This window comes from Pseudomonas sp. GW822-FHT02G04 (assembly GCF_058802085.1).
This window is the reverse complement of the sequence record NZ_JBXANU010000008.1, coordinates 143,980-169,869: the sequence shown is the minus strand read 5'-3', so window position 1 is coordinate 169,869 and position 25,890 is coordinate 143,980. Positions and strand designations below refer to the sequence as shown.

Below are 25,890 nucleotides of genomic sequence, written 5' to 3'. Positions count from 1 at the left end.
TGCGAGGGGGTGAAACGTTTGCGTGGCGCTAGATTAGGCCTGCGTGGGGGTAGGATCAAGTGAAGAGGGGGTGTAGGGGGATTTACCGCTTGAGTCGGCTGATCGTTCCCACGCTCTGCGTGGGAACGCCGCCATGGACGCTCTGCGTCCTCTGTGTGACGCGGAGCGTCACGGGATGCATTCCCACGCGGAGCGTGGGAACGATCAGCTGCGTTACTGAGCGGTAGGGCTCACATCCCGCAACGGCTTGCCCTTCACCGGTGCATCACCGGCCACGTAGTACTTGGCCTTGCTGCGCGGCAATGGTTTGCGACCGCGGATCTTGTCGGCGATTTTCTCGGCCATCATGATCGTTGGTGCGTTCAGGTTGCCGGTGGTGATGATCGGCATGATCGAGGCATCGACCACGCGCAGGGCTTGCATACCGTGCACACGACCTTCGCTATCGACCACCGCCATCTCGTCGGTGCCCATCTTGCACGAGCAGGACGGGTGGAACGCGGTTTCGGCGTGCTCGCGGATGAACTTGTCCAGCTGCTCGTCGGTTTGCACGTCGATGCCGGGGCTGATTTCGCGACCACGGAAGGCATCCAGCGCCGGCTGTTGCATGATTTCACGGGTCAGGCGGATGCCGTCACGGAATTCCTGCCAGTCCTGCTCGGTGGCCATGTAGTTGAACAGGATGCTTGGGTATTCGCGCGGATCCTTGGACTTGGCCTGGATGCGACCGCGGCTTGGCGAACGCATGGAACCCATGTGCGCCTGGAAACCGTGCTCTTTCACGCCGTTGCTGCCGTTGTAGTTAATCGCTACCGGCAGGAAGTGATACTGGATGTTCGGCCATTCGAATTCCGGACGGGTACGAATGAAACCGCCGGCTTCGAACTGGTTGCTGGCGCCGATGCCGGTGCCGTTGAACAGCCACTCGGCACCGATGGCCGGTTGGTTGTGCAGGAGCAGCGACGGGTACAGCGAGACCGGTTGGGTGCAGGCGTATTGCAGGTACAACTCGAGGTGATCCTGCAGGTTTTCACCAACGCCCGGCAGGTCGTGGACCACCGGAATATCGAGCTTTTTCAGCAATTCGGCCGGGCCGACACCGGAGCGTTGCAGGATCTGCGGCGACGCGATGGCGCCGGAGCACAGCAACACTTCCTTGCGGGCACGGACTTCAACGCGCTCTTCAGCCGCGCCGATCAGGTAACGCACGCCGACCGCACGCTTGCCTTCGAACAGAATCTTGTCGGTCAGGGCGTGGGTGACGATGGTCAGGGTCGAACGCTTCTTGGCGATGTCCAGGTAACCGCGAGCGGTACTGGAGCGACGGCCTTTCGGCGTCACGGTGCGGTCCATCGGGCCGAAACCTTCCTGCTGGTAACCGTTCAAGTCTTCGGTACGCGGGTAACCGGCCTGCACGCCTGCTTCAACCATCGCACTGAACAGCGGGTTGTTGCCGGCTTTTGGCGTGGTCACGCTGACCGGACCTTCACCACCGTGGTAGTCGTTCGGGCCGATGTCACGGGTTTCCGCCTTGCGGAAATACGGCAGGCAGTCGAGGTAAGTCCAGTCTTCCAGACCGGGCAGTTTTGCCCAGCCGTCGTAGTCCATGGCGTTGCCGCGGATGTAGCACATGCCGTTGATCAGCGAAGAACCACCCAGGCCCTTGCCGCGACCGCATTCCATCCGGCGACCGTCCATGTGTGGCTCTGGATCGGTTTCGTACGCCCAGTTGTAGCGACGACCTTGCAGCGGGAAAGCCAAAGCCGCTGGCATTTGTGTGCGGAAATCCAGACGGTAATCCGGGCCGCCCGCTTCGAGCAGCAGGACGGTGACGCCTTCGTCTTCAGTCAGACGGGTCGCCAGGGTGTTACCGGCGGAGCCGGCACCGATGATGATGTAATCGAATACTTGGGACATTGAATGCACCCTCTTTGAAGTGGTCAGGTCAGGCCATGGCGAGTGCTGCGCACTCGTTCGCGGGCAAGCCTCGCTCCTACAGGGGGGCGCAATGTCCAAGACCTGCAGCAACCCTAATCCTGTAGGAGCGAGGCTTGCCCGCGAAGGCGGCCTCGCAGGCGAAGCAAGTTCTGCCTTAGAAAACCGAGGCGTAATCGCCCAGTTCGACCTGTACCGATTTGATGCGTGTGAAGTTGTTCAGCGAGCTGATGCCGTTCTCACGGCCCACGCCCGACTGCTTGTAGCCGCCGACCGGCATCTTGGCGTCGGACTCGCCCCAGGCGTTGATCCAGCAGATACCGGCTTCCAGTTGATGAATCACGCGGTGCGCGCGGTTCAGGTCTTTGGTGACAACACCGGCAGCCAGGCCGAAGTCGGTGTCGTTGGCGCGACGGATCACTTCTTCTTCGGTTTCGTAAGTCAGGATGCTCATCACCGGGCCGAAGATTTCTTCGCGAACGATGGTCATTTCGTCGGTGCAGTCGGTGAACACGGTCGGTGCCACGAACGCGCCTTTGGCGAATTCACCGTCGGTCAGACGATCGCCGCCGCACAGCAGGCGAGCGCCTTCTTCCTTACCTTTGGCGATGTAGCCCAGCACGCTTTCCATGTGGGCGAAGCTGACCAGCGGGCCGAAGTTGGTGTTTTCATCTTCCGGATTGCCGACGCGGATGCGCGCAACGCGCTCAACGATCTTGGCTTCGAACGCGGCTTTCAGGTGGCTCGGAACGAACACGCGAGTGCCGTTGGTGCAGACCTGACCGGAGCTGTAGAAGTTGGCCATCATTGCGGTGTCGGCGGCGCGATCGAGGTCGGCGTCGTCGAAAATGATCAGCGGGGATTTGCCGCCCAGTTCCATGGTCACGTCTTTCAGTGTGGAGGCGGAAGCGCTGGCCATGACCTTCTTGCCGGTGTCGGTGCCGCCGGTGAAGGAGACTTTCTCGATGCGTGGGTGCTCGGTCAGCCAGGTGCCGACTTCACGGCCGCTGCCGGTCAACACGTTGAACACGCCAGCCGGCAGGCCGGCTTCGGTGTAGATCTCGGCCAGTTTCAGGGTGGTCAGCGAGGTGACTTCGCTTGGCTTGAAGATCATCGCGTTACCGGCCGCCAGGGCTGGAGCGGATTTCCACAGGGCGATCTGGATCGGGTAGTTCCACGCGCCGATACCGGCCACGATGCCCAGTGGCTCGCGACGGGTGTAGACGAAAGAAGTGGTGCGCAGTGGAATCTGCTCGCCTTCGATGGCCGGTACCAGACCTGCGTAGTACTCCAGCACGTCAGCGCCGGTGACGATGTCGACGTAACGGGTTTCGGAGTACGCCTTGCCGGTGTCCAGGGTTTCCAGGGCGGCCAGTTCATCGTTGCGCTCGCGCAGGATTTCCACGGCACGACGCAGGATGCGCGAACGCTCCATGGCGGTCATCGCGGCCCAGATTTTCTGGCCCTTCTCGGCACTGACCACTGCACGCTCGACGTCTTCCTTGGTCGCACGCTGTACTTTTGCGAGGACTTCACCGTTAGCCGGGTTGATGGCTTCGAAGGTGGCGTCGCTGCTGGCGTCACTGTAGCCGCCGTCGATGTAGAGTTTTTGCAGTTCGAAACGGGCCATAAAGTCCTCGCAAGTGCATAAGTTGGTTGGCGTTAACCACTGGGACGTGCCGTGTAGCGTTGGCGACGCTGATCAGTGGCGGTTCAGGGGCTGAGCGGTTTTATGTGTGCTCTAACTCACCTGCTTGGCCAATTGGATATCCATGTATTCGTAAGCGATCCGTTGCGCCTGCTCGGTGTCGAAAGCATCTCCCGACAGCGCGCCGCGCAACCACAAACCGTCAATGAGGGCTGCCAGGCCCCGGGCGGCGCTGCGCGCTTGATCAAGCGGCAACACACGGCGGAACTGGCAGCACAGGTTGGAATACAGACGGTGATCGTTGATCCGCTGCAACCTGTGCAAAGACGGCTGGTGCATGCTGGTGGCCCAGAAGGCCAGCCAGGTTTTCATTGCCGGGCCATTGACCTGGCTGGCGTCGAAGTTGCCTTCGATAATCACCTGCAGATGCGCCCGTGGGCTGTCATCTGCCATCGCCTGACGGCGCGCGGTGACGTTCTCGCTGAGGACGCTCATCAGATACCGCATCGTGGCGGCGATCAGGCCATTCTTGTCCTGAAAATAGTGACTGATGATGCCATTCGAGACACCGGCCAAACGGGCGATCAGCGCAATGCTGGCGTCCCCCATGCCGACCTGATCGACGGCCAGTAGCGTGGCTTCGATCAATTGCTGACGGCGGATGGGTTGCATACCGACCTTGGGCATCTTGCACATCTCCTTAGGCCTTCCGGTGGACGAAATACGCCTACCGGATTGAGGGCCAGTCTATTTTGTTTTGATTGAACGTTCAATCAACAAAGAATAAGATCTGCGACAATTCGTCGCTGCCTACAGGTTTTTCCTACGTGTAGTGGGCGGAAAAACGACATCTGAAAATGCTCGAAACCCACACGCAATGGCGTTCCATGGGTTTCGGGCTTTTTTCGGGGTGTCTTTATATCACCCGCCGGTCGGCTGCCAACTAATCGATTGGTCGGGTAACGCGTTGCCTTGTGTTCTTCTCTCGCACTGCCCGGAGCATCTGTGCCATGAGTTCTGCCTCTCTAATAAAGACCCCACCCGAGAAGGTGACGGTCAACGGTTGGGTGTTCTACACCTCTACCGCGTTGATTCTGTTGTTGACCGCGATTCTGATCATCGCCCCGCAAGAGGCCGGCAGAATGCTCGGCATTGCCCAGGCCTGGTTGTCCCGTAGCTTCGGCTGGTACTACATGGTGGTGATCGCCGCCTATCTGGTGTTTGTGGTCGGCCTGGCGTTTTCGTCCTATGGCAAGCTCAAGCTGGGCAGCAAGGACGATACCCCGGACTTCAGCTACGGCGCCTGGGCGGGGATGCTGTTCTCGTCGGGTATCGGCATCTCGCTGCTGTACTTCGGTGCGTCCGAGCCGCTGGACCACTACTTCAACCCGCCGGAAGGCGTGGCCGGCAGCAACCTTGCCGCACGTCAGGCAGTGCAGCTGACGTTCCTGCATTGGGGCCTGCATGGCTGGGCGATCTACGCCTTGGTCGGCCTGGCGGTGGCGTACTTTGCTTATCGTCATAACCAGCCGCTGGCGTTGCGTTCAGCGCTGTATCCGCTGGTCGGCGAGCGTTGGGTCAAAGGCGCGGCCGGTCATGCGGTGGACGGCTTCGGCATGTTCGTGACCCTGCTGGGGCTGGTGACGAACCTGGGGATCGGTTCGCTGCAAGTGTCGTCGGGGCTGGAAAACCTGTTCGGCATGGAACACAGCAACACCAACCTGCTGATCGTGATCATCGTGATGAGCACCGTGGCGACCATCGCTGCCGTGTCCGGCGTGGAAAACGGCATTCGTCGTCTGTCCAACCTGAACATCGTGCTGTTCAGCGGTCTGCTGATTTTCGTGCTGTTGTTCGGCCCGACCCTGCACCTGCTCAACGGCTTTGTGCAGAACATCGGTGACTACCTGAATGGCGTGGTGCTGAAGACCTTCGACCTCTACGTGTACGAAGGCGACAGTGAGAAGTCTGATCGCTGGTTGGGCCTGTGGACTCTGTTCTACTGGGCCTGGTGGATTTCCTGGGCACCATTTGTCGGCATGTTCATCGCGCGTATTTCCCGTGGTCGCACGGTGCGTGAACTGGTCGCTGGTGTGCTGCTGATTCCGCTGGGTTTCACCCTGGCATGGCTGTCGATCTTCGGTAACTCGGCCCTGGACCTGGTGATGAACCATGGGGCGGTGGAACTCGGGAAGACGGCGCTGGAACAGCCGTCGATGGCGATTTATCAGTTGCTTGAGCATTACCCGGCGTCGAAAGTTGTCATTGGCGTGTCGATTTTTGTTGGCTTCGTGCTGTTCCTGACCCCGGCGGACTCCGGCGCAGTGATGATGGCCAACCTTTCCTGCAAGGGCGGCAACGTCGACGAAGACGCGCCGCACTGGCTGCGGATTTTCTGGTCGGTGGTGATCACCCTGGTGACCATCGGTCTGCTGTTTGCCGGTAACTTCGAAGCCATGCAAACCATGGTGGTGCTGGCGGGGCTGCCGTTCTCGGTGGTGCTGGTGTTCTTCATGTTTGGCTTGCACAAAGCCATGCGCCAGGACGTGCAGATCGAACAAGAGCAAGCGGAACTGGCAGCACGTGGTCGTCGTGGTTTCAGCGAGCGTCTGACGCAGCTGGATCTGCAACCGAATCAGTCGATCGTCCAGCGTTTCATGGACAAACAAGTCAGCCCGGCGCTGGAAGAGGCTGTGGTTCAACTGCGTGGCAAGGGCCTGGACGTGCAAACGTTGCTGGGTAAAGCCAAGCGTTGCATGGGCCTGCGGATCGAAATGGAAGAGGGCAACCCTTTTGTCTACGAAGTGAGCCTGGACGGTTATCTGGCGGCGGCGAGCGAAACGGTGTCGGCCGAAAGTGCCGATGAACCGCGCGCACGTTACTACCGCGCCGAGGTGTACCTGCACAACGGCAGCCAGGACTATGACTTGATGGGCTTCACTCAGGATCAGATCACCCGTGATGTGCTCGATCAGTTTGAAAGCCATCGGCAGCTGCTTGGCCGGGTTTATAGCTGAGTAGTGATAGATCGTTCCCGCGCTTTGCGTGGGAACGCCAAGGGGCTCAATTGAGCCCCTTTTTTGTGCCTTGTCGATCGTTCCCACGCTCTGCGTGGGAATGCCGCCTGGGACGCTCCGCGTCCCTTTGCAGATGTGACGCGGAGCGTCACCGGATGCATTCCCACGCGGAGCGTGGGAACGATCAACAAAAACGCCGCGATCATCTCGCGGCGTTTTTGTGTCTGCTGTCTTGCTTACCCCAGGTTCTTGCCGAGCAGCGCGTGGTACAGCTCGCTGTCGCCCAGGATCCCGACCACTTTGTTGTTATCGTGCAGCACCAGCTTGTTGCCGGTCTGGTAACGAATCTGCAGCGCATCGCGCATGCCGATGTTGGAGTCCACCAGCGTTGGTCGACGGCCCAGGGCTTCAACCGCTTGCCCCGGTATCCATTTCTGCAGGTCCAGGCTCGAGCCGTTCTGGCGTGCGCCTTTGATGGTGTTGCCTTCGGCCAGGTCCAGCCACGAATCGCCACCCGGATCCAGGCATACCGAACCGTTGATGCGTTTGCAGTTGTCCAGGGTGCGCATCAGGCTGCGACCACACAATACGTTCAGCGGATTGGTGTGAGCTACGAAGGTGCGCACGTAATCGTCCGCAGGGTTCAGGACGATTTCTTCCGGCACGCTGTACTGGATGATCCGGCCGTCTTTCATGATCGCGATACGGCTGCCCAGCTTCAGGGCTTCATCGAGGTCGTGGCTCACGAAGACGATGGTCTTGCTCAGCTTGTTTTGCAGTTCCAGCAGTTCGTCTTGCAGGCCTTGGCGAATCAATGGGTCGAGGGCCGAGAACGGTTCGTCCATCAGCAGGATGTCGGCGTCCATCGCCAGCGCACGGGCCAGGCCGACACGCTGCTGCATGCCGCCGGAGAGCTCATTGGGTTTCTTGTTGCGCCACTGGGTCAGGCCCACCAGCTCAAGTTTCTCGTCCACCAGTTTGCGGCGTTCTTTCTCGGGGCGACCCTGCATTTCCAGGCCGAAGCTGATGTTCTCGCGCACCGTCAGCCAAGGCATCAGGGCGAACTTCTGGAACACCATCGCGATGCGCTTGGTGCGCATCATTTTCAGCTCTGCCGGAGTGCAGGATGCGATATCGATCTGCCGGCCTTCGTGTTCGACGAACAACTTGCCACGGCTAACGGTGTTGAGGCCGTTGATGCAGCGCAACAGGCTGGATTTGCCGGAGCCGGACAAACCCATCAGTACGCAGATTTCACCTTTTTCGATGTCCAGGCTGGCCTTTTCGACACCGACGATTTGCCCGGTCTTTTTCAGAATCTCGTTGCGGGTCATGCCCTGGTCGAGCAGTTTGAGAGCCGCGCGTGGATCTTTGGAGAAGATCACGTCCACGTCTTCGAAGCGAATAATGCTCATGCGTCACCCCCTACTTTGGCTTCGGGTTGTTTGCAGATACGGTCGAGCATGATCGCCAGCAGTACGATCGCCAGGCCTGCTTCGAAGCCCAGTGCGATATCAGCAGTGTTCAGTGCGTTGACCACAGGTTTGCCCAGGCCATCGGCGCCCACCAGTGCCGCAATCACCACCATCGACAACGACAGCATGATGCACTGGGTGATACCGGCCGCGATGCTTGGCATCGCGTGGGGCAATTCGATGCGCGAGAGCAACTGACGGCGCGAGCAGCCAAAGGCCTTGCCGGCGTCCATCAGTTCGTCCGGAACATCGCGGATACCCAGGTAGGTCAGGCGGATGGGCGCGGCAATCGCGAACACCACCGTCGAGATCAGACCCGGGACCACACCCAGACCGAAGAGGGTCAGGGTAGGAATGAGGTACACAAACGTCGGTACGGTCTGCATCAGATCGAGCACCGGCCGCATCATTGTGTAGAACATCGGTTTATGCGCGGCGACGATGCCCAACGGCACGCCGATCACTACGCAGACCAGGGTGGCGAACAACACCTGGGCGAGGGTTTCCATGGTTTCCTGCCAGTACCCCAGATTGAGGATCAGCAGAAAGGAGGCGATGACGAAAACGGTCAGGCCCCATTTGCGTTGGATAAAGTGTGCCAGTAGCGCGATGAGGCCGATCAATGCCAGCGGGTTGAACCAGGTCAGCGCAAAAGTCACGCCGTGGATCATCGTTTCCAGTGACACGGCGATGGCGTCGAAGGTGCTGGCGCCGTGTTGCGTCAACCATTCAACGAAGCTCGCGATGTACTGGCCTAAGGGTATTTTCTGATCAATCAGCATGGTAGTGAACGTCCGCATGCAAGGAAATAAACAGCCCGGGCGGGCGAGCCCGCCCGGCGTAAGCGATTTTACTGTGCGAGCTTGGCTTTCACGGCCTCCAGGCCTGGTTTACCGTCAATGGTGGTCACGCCAGCGAGCCAGGTATCGAGCACCTGTGGATTGTTTTTCAGCCAGGCCTTGGCGGCCGCTTCAGGCTTCATTTTGTCGTCCAGGATGTTGCCCATCAGAGAGCTTTCCATGTCGACGGTAAATTCCAGGTTTTTCAGCAGTTGGCCGACGTTGCTGCATTCTTCGGTATAACCCTTGCGCGTGTTGGTCGCAACTGTTGCCGCACCGAAGTCCGGGCCGAAGAAGTCATCACCACCGGTCAAGTATTGAATCTTGAAGCGCTTGTTCATCGGGTGCGGTGCCCAGCCGAGGAATACCACGGCGGTGTCGCGTTTTTGCGCGCGGTCGACTTGCGACAGCATGCCCGCTTCGCTGGACTCGACGACTTTGAACCCGGCGGTTTTCAGACCGAAGGCGTCTTTGTCGATCATGCTCTGGATCAGACGGTTGCCGTCGTTGCCTGGCTCGATACCGTAGATCTTGCCGTCGAGTTCTTTCTTGAATTTGGCGATGTCGGCAAAGTCATGCAGCCCTTTGTCGTACAACGCTTGTGGAACGGCGAGGGTGTATTTGGCGCCTTTGAGGTTGGTGCGCACGGTTTCCACTGTGCCGGCATCCCGATAGGCCTTGATGTCGTTTTCCATGGTCGGCATCCAGTTACCCAGGAAGACGTCCATGTTCTTGCCGTCGGCCAGGGACTTGTAGGTCACCGGCACGGAAATCATCGTGGTCTTGGTCTTGTAGCCGAGGGCATTGAGCACAACGCTGGTGGTCGCGGTTGTTGCGGTAATGTCCGTCCAGCCGACATCGGAGAAGTTTACGGTGCTGCATTGGGCCGGTTCTGCGGCTTGAGCCAGGAACGGCAGACTCAGCATGGCGGCCAACAACAACGACGGGGAACCTTTCATAGGGGCGACTCCTTGGTGTTTTTTTTGGCAGTGTTCCGACTGGGACCACCGCACTTATCTGTTGCGGTTGGATGGCGTTTTGGAGACAGCTCTACCACGGCGCCTTGCAATCGAGTCGATACGATCATGTACCAGCGAAAATCTGACGCCTACAGGGTGCGTCGTAACCAGTACAGGGATGGTCGCATCCAGTGTCGGTGACGTCGTTTACAGCTTTTTTCAGCCCGATTTGTCCCTCTGAGCCGCAAAAAAACGGCGAAAACATTGCGTAAGAGACCCGCGGCGCTAGTGGGCATGAGTGCGTCGGTGTGAGACGTTGAACGACATGGTAAAAGCCTGATGATGCGGCCATCTCGACGGATTGCAGCTTGAGCGTAGCAGCTCCGTCACTGGGCGCTTCTGCGCCTGGAGCAGGCACATCCAGGAGTTCAGCAGTAATGGCTATCAGCGTTTTCGACCTGTTCAAAATCGGCATCGGCCCTTCCAGTTCGCACACCGTGGGGCCTATGCGCGCCGCGGCGCTGTTCGTGCAGCATTTGCGCGAGCGGGGACTTCTGGAACAGGTGTGTCGCGTCGAAGTTCAGCTTTATGGATCGCTCTCGGCCACCGGCATCGGCCACGGCAGCGACAACGCGGTGATCATGGGGCTGATGGGCGAGTGGCCCGACGCGATCGATCCGTCGCAAATCGGCATCCGTATAGAAGCCTTGCGTGAAACCCAGACGCTATTGCTCGACGGTCGCTTGTCGGTCCCGTTCATCTGGGCACGGGACATGCGCCTGATCGACGAGAACCTGCCGTTCCATCCGAACGCCATGACCCTGGTTGCCGAAGGCGATCACGGCGAGCTGCATCGCGACACCTACTATTCCATCGGTGGCGGTTTTGTTGTCGACGAGGCGCAAGCTTCCAGCGGCGTTGTGGATCTGGACACCACCGTGCTGCCTTATGACTTCTCCAGTGCCGTCGAATTGCTCAGCCTGTGCAAGAAGCACAACCTGCGTGTAGCCGAATTGATGATGGCTAACGAGAAGGTCTGGCGTAGCGAGGAAGAAATCCGCAGCGGCCTGATGAAGCTCTGGCGCGCCATGCAGGATTGTGTGGAGCAGGGCCTTAAGCACGAAGGCATCCTGCCCGGCGGCCTCAATGTGCGCCGTCGCGCGGCCAAGTTGCACCGTAGCCTGCAAGAGCTGAACAAGCCCAACGTGATCGGCTCGACCTTGAGCGCGATGGAGTGGGTCAACCTGTTCGCGTTGGCGGTCAACGAAGAAAATGCCGCCGGCGGGCGCATGGTCACGGCACCGACCAACGGCGCGGCGGGGATCATTCCGGCGGTGTTGCACTACTTTATGAAATTCAGTGAGGCAGTGACCGACGCCAATGTGGTCGATTACTTCCTCAGTGCCGCGGCGGTGGGGATTCTGTGCAAAAAGAACGCCTCGATCTCCGGTGCCGAAGTCGGTTGCCAGGGTGAAGTCGGTTCGGCTTGCGCCATGGCGGCGGCCGGGTTGGCGGAGATTCTTGGTGCCACGCCGGAGCAGCTGTGCAACGCGGCGGAAATCGGCCTGGAACATAACCTCGGCCTGACCTGCGACCCGGTGGGTGGGCTGGTACAGGTGCCGTGCATCGAGCGCAATGCGATTGCTGCGGTGAAGGCGATCAACGCCGCGCAGATGGCCTTGCGTGGGGATGGTCAGCACTTTATCTCGCTGGACCGGGTAATCCGCACCATGCGTGATACCGGTGCCGACATGCACGACAAATATAAAGAGACATCGCGCGGTGGGTTGGCGGTTAGCGCGGTGGAATGCTGAGATCGCGTTGACCCTGTGGCGAGGGAGCTTGCTCCCGCTCGGCTGCGCAGCAGTCGTAAAGATTTTAGGGCCGCTTCGCACCCCAGCGGGAGCAAGCTCCCTCGCCACATCAGACCAGTCAAAACTGCGCACCAAGTGAACACTCATACCAAAACGCGCCACCTTTTGGCGCGTCGCAAACAGGCAAGCCTGACTCCCCGGTCGGGGATCCAGTTCAAGCCCTGACCGTTCGTCACCTGTGCCTGCGGTGACACTCTTTCCAGGCACGTCGCAGACCTGTTCCCACAAGTGCTACCGATTTGCTCACACGCAACGGGGCAGGGGGTTTGCGGCCTCTGATGGCGCTTGTAACCTCTTATCTCTGCGCGCCATATCCAGACGCATCGCGACGTCGTTTTCAGGAGTTATTGAACGCGTATTCAATTTTAGGCATGGCATTTGCTCTGTCATTACAAAGCCCGTCTCCCACGCGAGAACGATGGCAATAAAAAGAGCCTCCGCCTGAGGCCATCACCCGCTTTGTGTGAGGAGATACCGCGATGACGACGTTCAACTCCGGGGCCCAACCCCAGAACCGTGCGCCTCAATCCATCGGCTTTTTGCTGCTGGACAATTTCACGCTGATTTCTCTGGCCTCCGCAGTAGAACCACTGCGCATGGCCAACCAATTGTCCGGCCGCGAGCTGTACCGCTGGACCACGCTCACCGTCGATGGCGGTCAGGTCTGGGCCAGTGACGGTCTGCAGATCACCCCCGACGCCTCCATGCACAAAGCACCGCCCCTGGACACCGTCATTGTCTGCGGTGGTATCGGCATTCAGCGCACCGTAACCCGTGAGCACGTGTCGTGGCTGCAAAGCCAGGCGCGTCAGTCCCGTCGTCTCGGCGCGGTCTGCACCGGCAGCTGGGCTCTGGCGTGCGCCGGCCTGCTGGACGGTTTCGATTGCAGCGTGCACTGGGAATGTCTGGCGTCGATGCAGGAAGCCTTCCCGCGGGTGGCCATGAGCACCCGGTTGTTCACCCTCGACCGTAACCGGTTCACCAGCTCCGGCGGCACCGCGCCGCTGGACATGATGCTGCACCTGATCAGCCGCGATCACGGTCGTGAACTGTCGGCTGCGATTTCGGAGATGTTCGTCTACGAGCGCATCCGTAACGAGCAGGATCACCAGCGCGTGCCGCTCAAGCACATGCTCGGCACCAACCAGCCGAAGTTGCAGGAAATCGTCGCGCTGATGGAGGCCAACCTCGAAGAGCCGATCGACCTCGACGAACTGGCGGTGTACGTCGCTGTTTCGCGTCGTCAGCTGGAGCGGCTGTTCCAGAAATACCTGCACTGCTCGCCGTCGCGTTACTACCTGAAACTGCGCCTGATCCGTGCTCGGCAATTGCTCAAGCAAACGCCGATGTCGATCATCGAAGTGGCGTCGGTGTGTGGGTTCGTGTCCACGCCGCACTTCTCCAAGTGCTACCGCGAATACTTCGGCATTCCGCCGCGTGACGAGCGCGTAGGTTCCAACACCACGCAACAAGTGGCGATGATGCCGCTGCCACAAGCACTGGTGCTGTCGCCGTTGTCCGGGCCGCTGTCGGCGTTGAGCCAGGCGCGTAATGAGTCGACGTTTGCCAGCGTAAGGCTCTAAACCAGGCAGACTATTGTGGCGAGGGAGCTTGCTCCCGCTGGGCTGCGGAGCAGCCCCAAAACCGGTACACGCATTCTTCATTCACATGTACCGGTTTTGCGACCGCTTCGCGCTCGAGCGGGAGCAAGCTCCCTCGCCACAAAGTGTTCACACCCCGGAAATCAGGCGCTACGGCTTTGCTGGTACTCCGCCAGCGCCGGCAACAACTGCTTGTCGATCGCCTGGCGCACCGCCGGCAGGATGGTCGCGCTGCTGGTGTACATCTGCTTGACCATGGTCCGCAGCGTCATCGCCCGTTCATCGTTCAAGCCTCGCACTGCACACTCGCAAGCCTGCTCGGCTGTAGAGCCGCTCGGTACTTGAAAACCCAACGATTTCAGTTGGCCCAACAGGTCTTCCTGGTCAATCAAATCGGCGTGCATCATGACGCAATCCTTCTTCAGGGAACGGTGTCGTGGTTCGATTCTGGTGGGGGTACCGGGTGTCGGCAAGGACGATTTGTCACAATGGCCGCAATACCTATGAACAGGTCGCTTTCGGCTAACTTGCCAAGGATGGGAGTAGGCACACTGGACTCAGCTGGCACCACGAAGGTTTGGTCACCCTCGCGCATCAGCTCCTCAACAGTACCCTCCTCAGCTCCGATCCTGTCACGGCTTGATCGGGGTTTTTTTTGCGTTTTGAAAAGCAAAAGATCGCAGCCTGCGGCAGCTCCTACAGGAACCGAGTACCCCGTTATTTCACGGGTGCACACAACCTCTGTAGGAGCTGCCGCAGGCTGCGATCTTTTGGCGGTTTACCGTTGCAATACCAAAATGCGCGACAGCAATTCATCCCGGTCGACATAGCAACCCTGGAAATGCCGGGCACCGGTGGCGGGGTCGAAGGCGTTGCGGGCGTGGAGGGTGCGGCGGTTGTCGAAGCACCACAACTCGCCGGGGTTGAGCCGCGTCATCACCCGGAAACGCGCCTCGCGGGTCATCGCAATGAAGCGCCGGTAAGCGCGATACAGCCTGGGCATCTGCTCCACTGAAGCATCGAATGGCCCACGCAGAAAATTCGCCATGCGGATTTCCGAAACTTGCCCGAATGCATCCAGCGCGATGATCGGCGCCAGGCAGCGGTAGTCGCTGTGGCGGTCCTTGTTGCGGAACTCCACGGGGATTTCACACAAGGCTTGAAACGCCTCGGGATCTTCCTGGCGCAAGGCTTGGGCGATGGCAAAACCGTCGACGAAAATACTCTCGCCACCGTCGGCGTCATTCACCAGGCAATGCAAAAATTGCAGCCCCGGTTGCAACTCCCGGGTCGGCAAATCGCTGTGCAGTGGCAGGTTGAAGGCGGTATAGGCATTGCTGTCGGCATCGGCCTTGGATTGCACGTTGAACAGCACGCCGAAATTGCTCTCGCGGATGAACGAAATTCGCTGGGCGATCAGCTTCAGCGAGCCCGGCTCGGTGGGTACGCCGCGCACTTGGGTCAGGCTGATATCGCGCACGGCCAGCAGCCATTGCAACAAGGCGTCGTTGTTCTCCATCAGGGCCTGGTATTCGAATACTGGCAGCTGCAAATCGCTGTGCCAAAGCCTGGCTTTCGGTTTGCCGGCCTGGCGTTCAGCGCGAGACTCGTCGTCATAGGCGTGGGCCCGCAGCCAGCCCGGATCGAAGCGGCTGAGGTGACCGTCCTGCCAATCGACGCACAGACAACCTTCGGCATCGACCGTGGCGTTTTCAGGCATCAGGTGCTCTGCGACATCGACGATTTCCAGCACTTGCTCACGGGTCACCGTGTAGACGCACAGTGGGCACGGGCAGTTGTCCCGCAGCCATTGATGATGAAAAGGGCTGACCCGACCGTCAGCCCACTTCACTTGAATTCGGTCCGCCAGGGTGTGCACGGCGGTCAACGCGCTGATCAACGGATAGGTGCGGAAATCGGCAAAAGCGGCGGCGGTGTTCATGGTCGGGCTCCTTGTTATTTTTCGGGGGGTAATGCAATCACTCGGCCGATCCAGGCGGGTGCGGGCAAGTCGGCCTGTTCGGCGACGATGGCCTGCAGCTTGCTCAAGGTTTCTTCGCTGAACGGTGCGGATCGAGGCCCGGCGAGGTCGACGTGCAGCAGCATTTGTTCATTACCCGCCAGCTCCTTGTCACCGCCCACCAGATGCAGGCTGTGGTAGAGGTGCAGGCGCTTGCGGTCGTGGCCGATGATTTGTGTGTGCACCTCGACGTCGGCATCGAGCTTCACTTCGTGCAAGTAATTGAGGTGCAGTTCGAGGGTGAACAGCGAATTGCCGCTGGCTTCGCGGTTGTTGCTGTCGAGCCCTAACCGATCCATCAGCGCGTCGGTGGCGTAGCTGAAAATCAGCAGGTAGAAGGCATCGCGCAGATGGCCGTTGTAGTCGACCCAGTCGGGGATGATTTTGGTTTGGTAGGTGGTGAGGGTGGGCATCTTTATCTCCGAACGTGATCGTTCCCACGCTCTGCGTGGGAACGCTTCCTGTGACGCTCTGCGTCACGCCTTTGGGACGCGGAGCGTCCCGGGCTGCATTCCCACGCAGAGCGTGGGAACGAACTGTGCGAAGGGTTATTCGCTGAAGGCCATCCCATGCTTCTCTTTGGTGGTTTTTACCGCCTCCAGCACCGCCAGCAAGCAATCGTCACGATAGCGCTCCAGCGCCGAGATGCTGTGTTTGCCCAACTGATCGCTGGTGCCATCCACCACATCGTCAATCAACTTGTCGGTCAGCTCCGGTGCCGGCAGATACGTCCACGGCAACTGCAACGCTGGCCCGAACTGCGCCAAGAAGTGCCGCATCCCGGCATCGCCACCCGCCAGGGTGTAAGTCAGGAAGGTGCCCATGAACGACCAGCGCAGGCCCGCGCCAAAACGAATCGCATCGTCGATTTCACCGGTGGTGGCCACGCCGTCGTTGACCAGGTGCAGCGCTTCACGCCACAACGCTTCGAGCAAACGGTCGGCGATAAATCCTGGCACTTCCTTGCGCACATGCAGCGGACGCATCCCCAGGGATTCATAGACTTTCATCGCCGCTTGCACCGCTTCTGGTGCGGTGTTTTTACCGCCGACCACTTCCACCAATGGCAGCAGATAAACCGGGTTGAACGGGTGCCCGACCACGCAGCGTTCCGGGTGCGTCGAGCTCTCGTAAAACTCGCTCGGCAACAGTCCCGAGGTGCTGGAACCGATCAACGCATTGGGCTTGGCCGCCGCGCTGATTTTGCTGTGCAGTTCCAGTTTCAGGTCCAGACGCTCAGGGGCGCTTTCCTGAATGAAATCCGCGTCGCGAACGCATTCTTCGATGGTGGCGACAAAGCGCAGTCGATCCTGCGATGCGCCGGCTGCCAAGCCTTGTTTCTCCAGCGCGCCCCAGGCATTGGCGACGCGTTTGCGCAGCGCCGCTTCGGCACCGGGCGCCGGGTCCCAGGCCACCACATCGAGGCCGTGGGCGAGGGCGCGGGACACCCAGCCGCTGCCGATGACACCGCTGCCCAGTGCTGCGAAGGTTTTGATATCAGTGATAAAGCTCATGGCGACTTCCTGAATTTGGCTCAAAAAAATGTGGGAGCGAACCTGCTCGCGATGATGCCGGTACAACCGATGTGTCATCTGCGGCAGGACAACCGCCATCGCGAGCAGGCTCGCTCCCACAGGGGGAAAGGGTGATTGGGGTCAGCCGCGCTTGGTCAGGCCCATTTTCTTGCGGCCTTCAGCCGGGGTCAGAACGCGGGCGCCGAGGCGGCTGAGGATTTCTGAGGCGCGTTCGACCAGCTGGCCGTTGGTCGCCAATACGCCCTTGTCCAGCCACAGATTGTCTTCCAGACCGACCCGCACGTTGCCACCGAGCAGCACGGCCTGTGCGGCCATCGGCATCTGCATGCGACCGATGCCGAACGCGGCCCAGACTGCGTCGGTCGGCAGGTTGTCGACCATGGCTTTCATGGTGGTGGTATCAGCCGGCGCGCCCCACGGGATGCCCAGGCACAGCTGGAACAACGGGTTATCCAGCAGACCTTCCTTGATCATCTGCTTGGCGAACCACAGGTGACCGGTATCGAAGATTTCCAGCTCAGGCTTAACGCCCAGTTCTTGGATGCGTTTGGCGCCAGCACGCAGCTGGGCCGGAGTGGAGACGTAAATGGTGTCGCCGTCGCCGAAATTCAGGGTGCCGCAATCCAGGGTGCAGATTTCCGGCAGCAATTCTTCAACGTGGGCCAGGCGGGTCAGCGGGCCGACCAGATCGGTGTTCGGGCCGAACTCCATCGGGTTCTCGCCTGCGCCGATTTCCAGGTCGCCGCCCATGCCGGCGGTGAGGTTGACGATGATGTCGACGTCCGCCTCGCGAATGCGCTCCATCACTTCACGGTACAGCGCCACGTCACGGCTGAACTTGCCGGTTTGCGGGTCGCGAACGTGGCAGTGGACCACGGTGGCGCCCGCCTTGGCGGCTTCCACGGCGGCCGCGGCGATTTGTTTCGGAGTGACCGGCACGTGTGGGCTCTTGGCGGTCGTGTCGCCAGCACCGGTGAGTGCGCAGGTGATGATGACGTCGTGGTTCATGAGGCGGTTTCCTTCAGGCTTGAGTTTTTTTGGCAGAGCTTGGGCGTGGCGATCCCGCTCGCAGCCCGCATCGGGCTGCGAATCGGTGGTTCATTTCGGTTCTATTTGCTGGTCAGCTTCAGGTTTTCAGCGGCCGGTTTGCCATCGAAAGTGGTCACGCCTTCGAGCCAGCGTTGCTTGTCTTGCGGGTGATCCTTGAGCCACTGCTTGGCCGATTCGAAAGCGTCCTTGTGATCCAGCAGCGGCTGCATCATCCGGCTCTCGTCTTCGGCGGTGAACGTCAGGTTGCTCAGCAGGCGGCCGACGTTCGGGCATTGCTGCGCGTAGTTCGGCGAGGTGACGGTCCAGACCGTGGCCATGCCTTCGTTCGGGCCGAGGGCGTCGTCGCTGCCGGTGAGGTAGGTCATCTTCACGTTGACGTTCATCGGGTGTGGCGCCCAGCCGAAGAACACCACGGCTTCCTTGCGGCGTACCGCGCGATCCACTGCCGCCAGCATGCCGGCCTCGCTGGACTCGACCAGCTGGAACTTGCCGAGGCCGAACTGGTTCTTGGCGATCATTGCCTTGATCTGGGTGTTGGCGCCCGAGCCCGGTTCGATGCCGTAAATCTTGCCGCCCAGTTCTTTTTCAAACTTGGCGATGTCGGCGAAGGTTTTCAGGCCCTTGTCGGCAAGGTAAGTCGGTACCGCGAGGGTGGCGCGGGCGTCCTTGAGGCTTGGCGCTTCAAGCACTTTGACCTGCTTGGCCTCGACAAACGGCGTGATGGTCTGGGTCATCAGCGGGTTCCAGTAGCCCAGGAACAAATCCAGGCGCTGGTCGCGAATTCCGGCGAAGACAATTTGCTGGGAGGCGCTGGTTTGTTTGGTGCTGTAGCCGAGGCCGTCGAGCAGCACCTGGGTCATGGCGCTGGTAGCAATCACGTCGGTCCAGTTCACTACGCCCATGCGCACGTTCTGGCACGACGCGGGTTCGGCCGCCATGACACTGGCGCTCAAGAAAGCGGTACCGCTGAGTGCAAGAACACAGCTGCTGATCAGTCGTTTCATGTCGGGGTTCCTCGGCAGGTCGTTATTGTGGGTCCGGGCATCTTTGTGTGCCGGTGATGCCAAGTTACGCAGCAAAGCCCCCGTGAAAGCGCACTGCGGCGACCAGCTCTTGCACTGCGGCGACCTGCGCACTTGAATGCCGCCGGCAAGTGGCGTATCAACGTCCACACGCTTCCCGCCCTCTCGTTACCTGCCAGTCGAGTGCGCTCCATGTCCCAGGATTTCTACTTCTTGTTGATGCCGGGTTTTTCGGCGATCGGTTTTATCTCTGCCATCGAGCCGTTGCGGGTCGCCAATCGCTTTCGTGGCGAGCTGTATCGCTGGCATGTGTTGAGCGCCGATGGCGGGGCGGTTCTGGCCAGTAACGGCATGTCGGTCAACGCCGATGCAGCGCTGGAGCCGCTGAAGAAAGGCGCAACCTTGCTGGTAGTCGCCGGTTTCGAACCGTTGAAGTTCACCACCCCGGCACTGGAGCATTGGCTACGTCGCCTGGACAATGAAGGCGTGACCCTCGGCGCCATCGACACCGGCAGCTTCATCCTCGCCGAAGCCGGCCTGCTCGACGGCCATCGCCTGACCCTGCACTGGGAAGCCATCGACGCCTTCAAGGAATCGTATCCACAGCTGAGCGTCACCCAGGAGCTGTTCGAGATCGACCGTCGGCGTATCACCTCCGCTGGCGGCACCGCCTCTATTGATCTGATGCTCGACCTCATCGGTCAGGCCCATGGCCCGGAACTGGCGATCCAGGTCAGCGAACAATTCGTACTCGGGCGCATCCGCCCGCGCAAAGACCACCAACGCATGGAAGTCGCCACGCGATATGGCATCAGCAACAAGAAACTGGTGCATGTCATTGGGGAGATGGAACAGCACAGCGAACCGCCGCTCAGCACGTTGGAGCTGGCGGAATCGATCAAAGTGACCCGGCGTCAGCTAGAGCGCCTGTTTCGCCTGCACCTGAACGACACACCGAGCAATTTCTATCTGCGCCTGCGGCTGGAAAAGGCCCGGCAGCTGCTGCGTCAGACGGACATGAGTGTGCTGGAGGTGAGTATCGCCTGCGGGTTTGAGTCGCCGTCGTATTTCACCCGCAGTTATCGGGCGAGGTTTGAGCGGTGCCCGCGGGAGGATCGCCGGCAAAGCCAAAAGGCCTGAAACGACCTTCTGTAGGAGCGAGGCTTGCCCGCGAAGGCGTCGTGTCAGGCAACAATGATTTCGAATGTGCCGACCTCTTCGCGGGCAAGCCTCGCTCCTACAAGGTTTTGCGTTACTTCTTCATCAGTGCCGAGCAGGCTGCTTTGTAAGCCTCATGCTGATACTTGTTCAGCGTGGCCGGCAGGGCGAAGTCGAACTTCTTGTTCTGCGCATTGATCGTCTGCGGCGACAGCAGCGTCACCTCGCAATTTTCCAGCAACTGGAAAACGCCTTCGATCTTGAACGTGGTCGGCCCACCGGCGAACTCGCCTTTCTTGCTGCGCTTCTTGATCGCGATCCGGTCGATTGAATTCTCGCGAACAAACGACGCCACCTGAGCGGCAAAGACTTTGACGTTGGCGGCTTCGTCGTCATCGTCGAGGGCGATTTTCTTGGTGGCCAGCGCGACGTGGGTCAGCCCCTGATCGCCGAGGGAGGCCACGGCAAGGATTGCTTCGCTGCCTTTGATTTCGATACCGCAGATTTTCATTTCAAGCCCTTTTCCTGATGTTGGCATGTAGCTTACAGCTCTAGTTGATTGGCGGTGATGCCAAAAGCCGCGGCAACTTTCTCACGGGTGGCCTTGCGGGGCTTGGCAACCGTCTCCTGCTGGGCGAATGCCGGTTGGGAGATGCCCATACGTTTGGCCACTTCATCCTGCGTAAGGTTCAGGTGTTCACGCCAGGCGCGAATTGGCGTCGCGCCGTCGACGACGCGACTGACCACTTCATGGGGGATCAGATCGGGCTCAATCTTTTGTGCCACATACTGCGCGTATGGAATGACCACGAATGCCGGTTTTCCCTCCGCATCATTGATAATTTGAATGTCAGTAGGTGCGTTCATCGCGTTTTTTGACCTCTTGGATACTGACCACTTTGATCGCGCCATCCCAGTCGAACATGACCCGATAACTACCGACTCGCAGTCGATAGGCATAGTCATGGCCAACCAGTGCTTTGACGTTGCCTACATCAGGCATGCCAGCTAGCGCGGTGATGGCATCCCTAACCTGGATCTGATGAACGGAATGCAATTTCAAGAGCTGCTTAACGGCCTTTCGAGTCCAGTGAATGCTGTTCATGGAAGAATATAAGTCTTTTATAAGATTTGCGAATCTTTGCTTATATTTTTCAGGTGGCCAACAAATGAAATTTGTCAGCATGTTGCTCGAAAAAGCTGCGTTAAGCCTTGCTCAGCGGGGGGTGTAGGCTTGCTCAGTGAGGCTTGTGGGAAAGGTCTTTATTGAGGGTAAAAGCTGGTAGGGCTACCAGCTTTCGACGGACGATTCAGGATCACTCCTGCCCAATCGACTCCAAAAACTCCGACCGCTCGTCACTCATCCGCGCCACGCAATCATTTTGCGCAATGCTGAATGCCTTGCTACCGCTCGTCGCCGGAAACGCTTCCACTGCGCAATCGGCGTCACGGGTTTTCAGCCACTGCTGTTGCGCGGTCTTGATTTTGGCGGTGATGTCGGAGAGCTGCGCCTTGTTGTTGCCGTAGCGCGTTTGCATGCGTTCGCTCAGGTTTTGGTAGTTGTCGCTCAGCAGCTGTTCGGCGGTGTTTCTGCTGTAAGCCGAGCATTCCAGGGTCTGGACTTCGTTTGCGACGGCGTCGCAGGGGTTGTCGTCGGCCTCTTCGGCCGCGTGTACGCCGGTCGCTATCAGTGCCAATGCCAGGAAGATCGATTTCATTGCGTCGCCGCCCCTAAATTCAGTAGTGCATCCAGTGATGCGGCGAATTCTGGCCCATGCGAACGGGCTTGAACAGGTAGGCAATCACGTCGGTTAGCGACCCTTTGTCGCGGATTGACGCTTTCGGCAATTCCCCTGTCGTTTTTGCACCCGGCTGCACCGTCCCTCAGGCATATGCTGGCCCCAAAGCGCCGGCAGACGATTCGGCGCATGAATCGCTAATAGGGGACTGCCTGATGAGCCCAGCCGAATTACACGCCGACAGCATCGTTATCGACGGCCTGATTATTGCCAAGTGGAACCGTGAGCTGTTCGAAGACATGCGCAAGGGCGGTCTGACCGCGGCCAACTGCACCGTGTCGGTGTGGGAGGGCTTCCAGGCCACCGTCAACAACATCGCTGCCAGCCAGAAGCTGATTCGCGAGAACAGCGACCTGGTGATCCCGGTGCGTACCACCGCCGACATCCGCAAAGCCAAGGAGCAGGGCAAGACCGGCATCCTGTTCGGCTTCCAGAACGCTCACGCCTTCGAAGACCAGATCGGCTATGTCGAAGTCTTCAAGCAGCTGGGCGTTGGTATTGTGCAGATGTGCTACAACACCCAGAACCTGGTCGGTACCGGTTGCTACGAACGCGATGGCGGCCTGTCGGGTTTCGGTCGCGAAATCGTTGCCGAGATGAACCGCGTTGGCGTCATGTGCGACCTGTCCCACGTTGGCTCGAAGACCTCCGAAGAAGTCATCCTCGAATCCAAGAAACCGGTGTGCTACTCCCATTGCCTGCCGTCGGGCCTGAAAGTGCACCCGCGCAACAAGTCCGATGAAGAACTGAAGTTCATCGCCGATCACGGCGGTTTCGTCGGCGTGACAATGTTCGCGCCGTTCCTGGCCAAGGGCATCGATTCGACCATCGACGATTACGCCGAAGCCATCGAATACACCATGAACATCGTCGGCGAAGACGCCATCGGCATCGGCACCGACTTCACCCAGGGCCATGGCCAGGACTTCTTCGAATACCTGACCCATGACAAGGGCTACGCCCGCCGTCTGACCAGCTTCGGCAAGATCATCAACCCGCTGGGCATCCGCACCGTGGGCGAGTTCCCGAACCTGACCGAAACCCTGCTCAAGCGCGGCCATTCTGAGCGCGTGGTGCGCAAGATCATGGGCGAGAACTGGGTCAACGTTTTGAAAGACGTTTGGGGCGAATAAGCCGCCGCACCTGAAGAATCCTTTCCCCCGGCCGTCCGTGCCGGGGGCAACACAACAAATTTTCTGGAGTTAAGTTTCCATGGCCAAGATCGCCCCTCAATTGCCAATCGAAGTCGACAGCGAAACCGGTATCTGGACCTCTGATGCCCTGCCGATGCTGTATGTGCCGCGTCACTTCTTCGTCAACAACCACATGGGCATCGAGGAAGTGCTGGGCGCCGACGCCTACGCCGAAATCCTCTACAAGGCCGGCTACAAGTCCGCTTGGCACTGGTGTGAAAAAGAAGCCGAATGCCACGGCCTGGAAGGCGTCGCGGTGTTCGAGCACTACATGAAGCGCCTGTCGCAGCGCGGCTGGGGCCTGTTCAAGATCCAGGACATCGACCTGGATAAAGGCACCGCCAGCGTCAAGCTCGAACACTCCGCATTCGTCTACGTGTACGGCAAGGTCGGGCGCAAGGTCGACTACATGTTCACTGGCTGGTTCGCCGGCGCCATGGACCAGATCCTGGCCGCTCGCGGCAGCAAGATCCGCACCGTCGCCGAACAAGTTTACGGTGGCTCCGAAGAAGGCCACGACGACGGTTTGTTCACCGTCAAGCCGTTGTAAGTCGAGGAACCCGCCATGGCTTTCGAAGCAATGTTCCAGCCGATCCAGATCGGCAAACTGACCATCCGCAACCGCGTGCTCAGCACCGCGCACGCTGAGGTCTACGCCACCGACGGCGGCATGACCACCGACCGGTACGTCAAGTATTACGAAGAGAAAGCCAAGGGCGGGATCGGCCTGGCGATTTGCGGCGGTTCCTCCAGCGTGGCCATCGACAGCCCGCAAGGCTGGTGGAAGTCGGTCAACCTGGCCGACGACCGGATTATTCCGCACTTCCAGAATCTGGCCGATGCCATGCACAAGCATGGCGCCAAGATCATGATCCAGATTACCCACATGGGTCGCCGTTCGCGCTGGGACGGCGAGCATTGGCCAACCCTGCTGTCACCGTCGGGCATCCGCGAGCCGGTGCACCGCGCGACCTGCAAAACCATCGAGCCGGAAGAAATCTGGCGGGTGATCGGCAACTACGCCAGCGCCGCTGCGCGTGCCAAGGCCGGTGGCCTGGATGGCGTCGAGCTGTCTGCCGTGCACCAGCACATGATCGACCAGTTCTGGAGCCCGCGGGTCAACAAGCGTACCGACGAATGGGGCGGCAGCTTCGAGAACCGCATGCGTTTCGGCCTGGAAGTAATCAAGGCTGTGCGCAAGGAAGTCGGTCCGGACTTCTGCGTCGGTATCCGTATCTGTGGTGACGAATTCCACCCTGATGGCCTGAGCCATGAGGACATGAAGCAGATCGCCAAGTACTACGACGACACCGGCATGATCGACTTCATCGGCGTCGTGGGCTCGGGTTGCGACACCCACAACACCCTGGCCAACGTTATTCCGAACATGAGTTATCCACCGGAGCCGTTCCTGCACCTGGCCGCCGGTATCAAGGAAGTGGTGAAGGCCCCCGTGCTGCACGCGCAGAACATCAAGGACCCGAACCAGGCGACCCGTATTCTGGAAGGCGGTTACGTCGACATGGTCGGCATGACTCGCGCTCACATCGCCGACCCGCACTTGATCGCCAAGATCAAGATGGGCCAGGTCGACCAGATCAAACAGTGCGTGGGCGCCAACTACTGCATCGACCGTCAGTACCAGGGTCTGGATGTCTTGTGCATCCAGAACGCCGCGACCTCCCGTGAATACATGGGCGTGCCGCACATCATCGAGAAATCCACCGGGCCGAAACGCAAAGTCGTGGTGGTCGGTGCCGGCCCTGCCGGGATGGAAGCCGCTCGTGTAGCCGCCGAACGTGGCCATGACGTAACCCTGTTCGAGAAGAAAGAATTCATCGGCGGGCAGATCACCACCGCCTCGAAAGCCCCGCAACGGGACCAGATCGCCGGTATCACTCGTTGGTTCCAGTTGGAACTGGCGCGTTTGAAAGTCGACCTGCGCCTGGGCGTGGCGGCGGATGCGGCGACCATTCTCGACCTGCGTCCGGACGTCGTGGTGCTCGCTGTCGGCGGTCATCCATTCCTGGAGCAGAACGAGCATTGGGGCGCGGCTGAAGGCCTGGTGGTCAGCAGTTGGGACGTGCTCGACGGCAAGGTTGCACCGGGCAAGAACGTGCTGGTCTACGACACCATTTGCGAGTTCACCGGGATGTCGGTTGCCGACTTCCTCGCCGACAAGGGCAGCCAGGTCGAGATCGTCACTGATGACATCAAGCCGGGCGTGGCCATCGGCGGTACGTCGTTCCCGACTTACTACCGCAGCATGTACCCGAAAGAAGTGATCATGACCGGCGACATGATGCTGGAAAAGGTCTACCGCGAAGGCGACAAGCTGGTGGCGGTGCTGGAAAACGAATACACCGGCGCCAAAGAGGAGCGGGTGGTTGACCAGGTCGTGGTCGAGAACGGCGTGCGGCCGGACGAAGAAATCTACTACGCACTGAAGGAAGGCTCGCGCAACAAAGGCCAGATGGACATCGAAGCTTTGTTCGCGATCAAGCCACAACCTTCGCTGAGCCAGGCGGGCGACGGCTACTTGCTGTTCCGCATCGGCGACTGCGTGGCCCAGCGCAACACCCACGCGGCAATCTATGACGCGTTGCGGTTGTGCAAGGATTTCTAAGCCACTGAACTGATCGTTCCCACGCTCTGCGTGGGAATGCCTCAATGGACGCTCTGCGTCCGCTCTTGGTGTGACGCGGAGCGTCACGGGCTGCATTCCCACGCAGAGCGTGGGAACGATCATAGACCCCGAGGTCTTT

The 25,890-nt window shown here is 59.8% G+C and carries 23 protein-coding genes; 7 read left to right on the top strand and 16 right to left on the bottom strand.

Annotated elements, in window-relative coordinates:
• Positions 1-213: 213 nt before the first annotated feature.
• The 3 genes from betA to betI all read right to left on the bottom strand — a co-directional run bounded on the left by betA (position 214) and on the right by betI (position 4,270).
• Complete coding sequence (gene betA, locus AC1RO5_RS13515; protein WP_493175434.1) at positions 214-1,917, bottom strand: choline dehydrogenase; 1,704 nt, start codon at positions 1,915-1,917, stop codon at positions 214-216.
• 175 nt (positions 1,918-2,092) lie between these two features.
• A complete protein-coding gene (gene betB / locus AC1RO5_RS13510) occupies positions 2,093-3,565 on the bottom strand; it encodes a betaine-aldehyde dehydrogenase (RefSeq protein WP_477814200.1) in 1,473 nt (490 codons plus the stop codon).
• A 111-nt stretch (positions 3,566-3,676) separates the two neighbouring features.
• Positions 3,677-4,270, bottom strand: a complete 594-nt coding sequence (gene betI / locus AC1RO5_RS13505; RefSeq protein ID WP_493175431.1) for a transcriptional regulator BetI — start codon at positions 4,268-4,270, stop codon at positions 3,677-3,679.
• A 380-nt stretch (positions 4,271-4,650) separates the two neighbouring features.
• Between betI and AC1RO5_RS13500 the strand changes: the two genes are divergently transcribed.
• Entirely contained in the window at positions 4,651-6,600 is a 1,950-nt protein-coding gene (locus AC1RO5_RS13500; RefSeq protein ID WP_493175495.1) for a BCCT family transporter, read from the top strand.
• Positions 6,601-6,836: 236 nt separating this feature from the next.
• Here AC1RO5_RS13500 and choV read toward each other — a convergent pair whose 3' ends face one another.
• From choV to AC1RO5_RS13485, 3 genes are all read right to left on the bottom strand, one after another.
• The gene (gene choV / locus AC1RO5_RS13495; RefSeq protein WP_018928771.1) at positions 6,837-8,015 is read right to left on the bottom strand and encodes a choline ABC transporter ATP-binding protein; all 1,179 of its coding nucleotides are present in this window, start codon (positions 8,013-8,015) and stop codon (positions 6,837-6,839) included.
• Positions 8,012-8,857 carry a choline ABC transporter permease subunit gene (gene choW / locus AC1RO5_RS13490; protein WP_007937964.1) on the bottom strand — a complete coding sequence of 282 codons (846 nt, stop codon included), beginning with the start codon at positions 8,855-8,857 and terminating at the stop codon, positions 8,012-8,014. Before choW ends, choV begins: the two co-directional genes overlap by 4 nt.
• 68 nt (positions 8,858-8,925) lie before the next feature.
• The gene (locus AC1RO5_RS13485; RefSeq protein ID WP_493175429.1) at positions 8,926-9,873 is read right to left on the bottom strand and encodes a choline ABC transporter substrate-binding protein; all 948 of its coding nucleotides are present in this window, start codon (positions 9,871-9,873) and stop codon (positions 8,926-8,928) included.
• Between the two features lie 437 nt (positions 9,874-10,310).
• Here AC1RO5_RS13485 and AC1RO5_RS13480 point away from each other — a divergent pair, with 437 nt between their 5' ends.
• Together AC1RO5_RS13480 and gbdR are read left to right on the top strand one after the other, a co-directional pair.
• Positions 10,311-11,687 (top strand): L-serine ammonia-lyase, encoded by a 1,377-nt coding sequence (locus AC1RO5_RS13480; protein ID WP_493175427.1) that lies wholly within the window; start codon positions 10,311-10,313, stop codon positions 11,685-11,687.
• Between the two features lie 539 nt (positions 11,688-12,226).
• Entirely contained in the window at positions 12,227-13,330 is a 1,104-nt protein-coding gene (gene gbdR / locus AC1RO5_RS13475) for a choline metabolism transcriptional regulator GbdR (RefSeq protein WP_007937970.1), read from the top strand.
• 161 nt (positions 13,331-13,491) lie between these two features.
• On the opposite strand, the gene AC1RO5_RS13470 is transcribed toward gbdR, so the two are convergent.
• The 6 genes from AC1RO5_RS13470 to AC1RO5_RS13445 form a co-directional block, all read right to left on the bottom strand.
• Positions 13,492-13,755, bottom strand: a complete 264-nt coding sequence (locus AC1RO5_RS13470; RefSeq protein WP_007937979.1) for a hypothetical protein — start codon at positions 13,753-13,755, stop codon at positions 13,492-13,494.
• A gap of 371 nt (positions 13,756-14,126) precedes the next feature.
• The gene (locus AC1RO5_RS13465) at positions 14,127-15,290 is read right to left on the bottom strand and encodes a gamma-butyrobetaine dioxygenase (RefSeq protein ID WP_493175425.1); all 1,164 of its coding nucleotides are present in this window, start codon (positions 15,288-15,290) and stop codon (positions 14,127-14,129) included.
• A 14-nt stretch (positions 15,291-15,304) separates the two neighbouring features.
• Positions 15,305-15,781 carry a thioesterase family protein gene (locus tag AC1RO5_RS13460; protein WP_493175423.1) on the bottom strand — a complete coding sequence of 159 codons (477 nt, stop codon included), beginning with the start codon at positions 15,779-15,781 and terminating at the stop codon, positions 15,305-15,307.
• 135 nt (positions 15,782-15,916) lie between these two features.
• The gene (locus tag AC1RO5_RS13455) at positions 15,917-16,882 is read right to left on the bottom strand and encodes an L-carnitine dehydrogenase (RefSeq protein ID WP_493175422.1); all 966 of its coding nucleotides are present in this window, start codon (positions 16,880-16,882) and stop codon (positions 15,917-15,919) included.
• Positions 16,883-17,023: 141 nt separating this feature from the next.
• On the bottom strand, positions 17,024-17,911 hold the full coding sequence (gene cdhC, locus AC1RO5_RS13450) for a 3-dehydrocarnitine:acetyl-CoA trimethylamine transferase CdhC (protein ID WP_493175420.1): 888 nt from the start codon (positions 17,909-17,911) through the stop codon (positions 17,024-17,026).
• Positions 17,912-18,012: 101 nt separating this feature from the next.
• A complete protein-coding gene (locus AC1RO5_RS13445) occupies positions 18,013-18,957 on the bottom strand; it encodes a choline ABC transporter substrate-binding protein (RefSeq protein WP_493175418.1) in 945 nt (314 codons plus the stop codon).
• A 210-nt stretch (positions 18,958-19,167) separates the two neighbouring features.
• Between AC1RO5_RS13445 and AC1RO5_RS13440 the strand changes: the two genes are divergently transcribed.
• Positions 19,168-20,115 carry a GlxA family transcriptional regulator gene (locus AC1RO5_RS13440; protein ID WP_477814193.1) on the top strand — a complete coding sequence of 316 codons (948 nt, stop codon included), beginning with the start codon at positions 19,168-19,170 and terminating at the stop codon, positions 20,113-20,115.
• Between the two features lie 112 nt (positions 20,116-20,227).
• Here AC1RO5_RS13440 and AC1RO5_RS13435 read toward each other — a convergent pair whose 3' ends face one another.
• The 4 genes from AC1RO5_RS13435 to AC1RO5_RS13420 form a co-directional block, all read right to left on the bottom strand.
• Complete coding sequence (locus AC1RO5_RS13435) at positions 20,228-20,644, bottom strand: DUF3010 family protein (protein WP_493175416.1); 417 nt, start codon at positions 20,642-20,644, stop codon at positions 20,228-20,230.
• 32 nt (positions 20,645-20,676) lie between these two features.
• Positions 20,677-21,000 carry a helix-turn-helix domain-containing protein gene (locus tag AC1RO5_RS13430; protein WP_493175415.1) on the bottom strand — a complete coding sequence of 108 codons (324 nt, stop codon included), beginning with the start codon at positions 20,998-21,000 and terminating at the stop codon, positions 20,677-20,679.
• Entirely contained in the window at positions 20,984-21,238 is a 255-nt protein-coding gene (locus AC1RO5_RS13425) for a type II toxin-antitoxin system RelE family toxin (protein WP_123497261.1), read from the bottom strand. Before AC1RO5_RS13425 ends, AC1RO5_RS13430 begins: the two co-directional genes overlap by 17 nt.
• A gap of 211 nt (positions 21,239-21,449) precedes the next feature.
• Positions 21,450-21,851 carry a lysozyme inhibitor LprI family protein gene (locus tag AC1RO5_RS13420; protein WP_493175414.1) on the bottom strand — a complete coding sequence of 134 codons (402 nt, stop codon included), beginning with the start codon at positions 21,849-21,851 and terminating at the stop codon, positions 21,450-21,452.
• Positions 21,852-22,087: 236 nt separating this feature from the next.
• On the opposite strand from AC1RO5_RS13420, the gene AC1RO5_RS13415 reads away from it, so the two are divergent.
• The 3 genes from AC1RO5_RS13415 to dgcA all read left to right on the top strand — a co-directional run bounded on the left by AC1RO5_RS13415 (position 22,088) and on the right by dgcA (position 25,751).
• On the top strand, positions 22,088-23,065 hold the full coding sequence (locus AC1RO5_RS13415; RefSeq protein WP_007907542.1) for a dipeptidase: 978 nt from the start codon (positions 22,088-22,090) through the stop codon (positions 23,063-23,065).
• A gap of 79 nt (positions 23,066-23,144) precedes the next feature.
• Positions 23,145-23,675: a DUF5943 domain-containing protein gene (locus AC1RO5_RS13410; RefSeq protein WP_052967365.1), complete on the top strand. Its 531-nt coding sequence runs from the start codon at positions 23,145-23,147 to the stop codon at positions 23,673-23,675.
• A gap of 15 nt (positions 23,676-23,690) precedes the next feature.
• A complete protein-coding gene (gene dgcA, locus AC1RO5_RS13405) occupies positions 23,691-25,751 on the top strand; it encodes a dimethylglycine demethylation protein DgcA (protein ID WP_019580673.1) in 2,061 nt (686 codons plus the stop codon).
• Positions 25,752-25,890 lie beyond the last annotated feature (139 nt).

Bases quoted from the DNA above. Each gene is read 5' to 3' on its own strand.
- AC1RO5_RS13465 (WP_493175425.1), bottom strand. From the start codon at position 15,290: ATGAACACCGCCGCCGCTTTTGCCGATTTCCGCACCTATCCGTTGATC.
- AC1RO5_RS13455 (WP_493175422.1), bottom strand. From the start codon at position 16,882: ATGAGCTTTATCACTGATATCAAAACCTTCGCAGCACTGGGCAGCGGT.
- AC1RO5_RS13410 (WP_052967365.1), top strand. From the start codon at position 23,145: ATGGCCAAGATCGCCCCTCAATTGCCAATCGAAGTCGACAGCGAAACC.
- AC1RO5_RS13440 (WP_477814193.1), top strand. From the start codon at position 19,168: ATGTCCCAGGATTTCTACTTCTTGTTGATGCCGGGTTTTTCGGCGATC.
- AC1RO5_RS13425 (WP_123497261.1), bottom strand. From the start codon at position 21,238: ATGAACAGCATTCACTGGACTCGAAAGGCCGTTAAGCAGCTCTTGAAA.
- cdhC (WP_493175420.1), bottom strand. From the start codon at position 17,911: ATGAACCACGACGTCATCATCACCTGCGCACTCACCGGTGCTGGCGAC.
- AC1RO5_RS13420 (WP_493175414.1), bottom strand. From the start codon at position 21,851: ATGAAATCGATCTTCCTGGCATTGGCACTGATAGCGACCGGCGTACAC.
- betI (WP_493175431.1), bottom strand. From the start codon at position 4,270: ATGCCCAAGGTCGGTATGCAACCCATCCGCCGTCAGCAATTGATCGAA.
- AC1RO5_RS13415 (WP_007907542.1), top strand. From the start codon at position 22,088: ATGAGCCCAGCCGAATTACACGCCGACAGCATCGTTATCGACGGCCTG.
- AC1RO5_RS13460 (WP_493175423.1), bottom strand. From the start codon at position 15,781: ATGCCCACCCTCACCACCTACCAAACCAAAATCATCCCCGACTGGGTC.
- AC1RO5_RS13430 (WP_493175415.1), bottom strand. From the start codon at position 21,000: ATGAACGCACCTACTGACATTCAAATTATCAATGATGCGGAGGGAAAA.
- AC1RO5_RS13485 (WP_493175429.1), bottom strand. From the start codon at position 9,873: ATGAAAGGTTCCCCGTCGTTGTTGTTGGCCGCCATGCTGAGTCTGCCG.
- AC1RO5_RS13445 (WP_493175418.1), bottom strand. From the start codon at position 18,957: ATGAAACGACTGATCAGCAGCTGTGTTCTTGCACTCAGCGGTACCGCT.
- betB (WP_477814200.1), bottom strand. From the start codon at position 3,565: ATGGCCCGTTTCGAACTGCAAAAACTCTACATCGACGGCGGCTACAGT.
- choW (WP_007937964.1), bottom strand. From the start codon at position 8,857: ATGCTGATTGATCAGAAAATACCCTTAGGCCAGTACATCGCGAGCTTC.
- AC1RO5_RS13435 (WP_493175416.1), bottom strand. From the start codon at position 20,644: ATGAAAATCTGCGGTATCGAAATCAAAGGCAGCGAAGCAATCCTTGCC.
- AC1RO5_RS13470 (WP_007937979.1), bottom strand. From the start codon at position 13,755: ATGATGCACGCCGATTTGATTGACCAGGAAGACCTGTTGGGCCAACTG.
- betA (WP_493175434.1), bottom strand. From the start codon at position 1,917: ATGTCCCAAGTATTCGATTACATCATCATCGGTGCCGGCTCCGCCGGT.
- AC1RO5_RS13480 (WP_493175427.1), top strand. From the start codon at position 10,311: ATGGCTATCAGCGTTTTCGACCTGTTCAAAATCGGCATCGGCCCTTCC.
- gbdR (WP_007937970.1), top strand. From the start codon at position 12,227: ATGACGACGTTCAACTCCGGGGCCCAACCCCAGAACCGTGCGCCTCAA.
- choV (WP_018928771.1), bottom strand. From the start codon at position 8,015: ATGAGCATTATTCGCTTCGAAGACGTGGACGTGATCTTCTCCAAAGAT.
- dgcA (WP_019580673.1), top strand. From the start codon at position 23,691: ATGGCTTTCGAAGCAATGTTCCAGCCGATCCAGATCGGCAAACTGACC.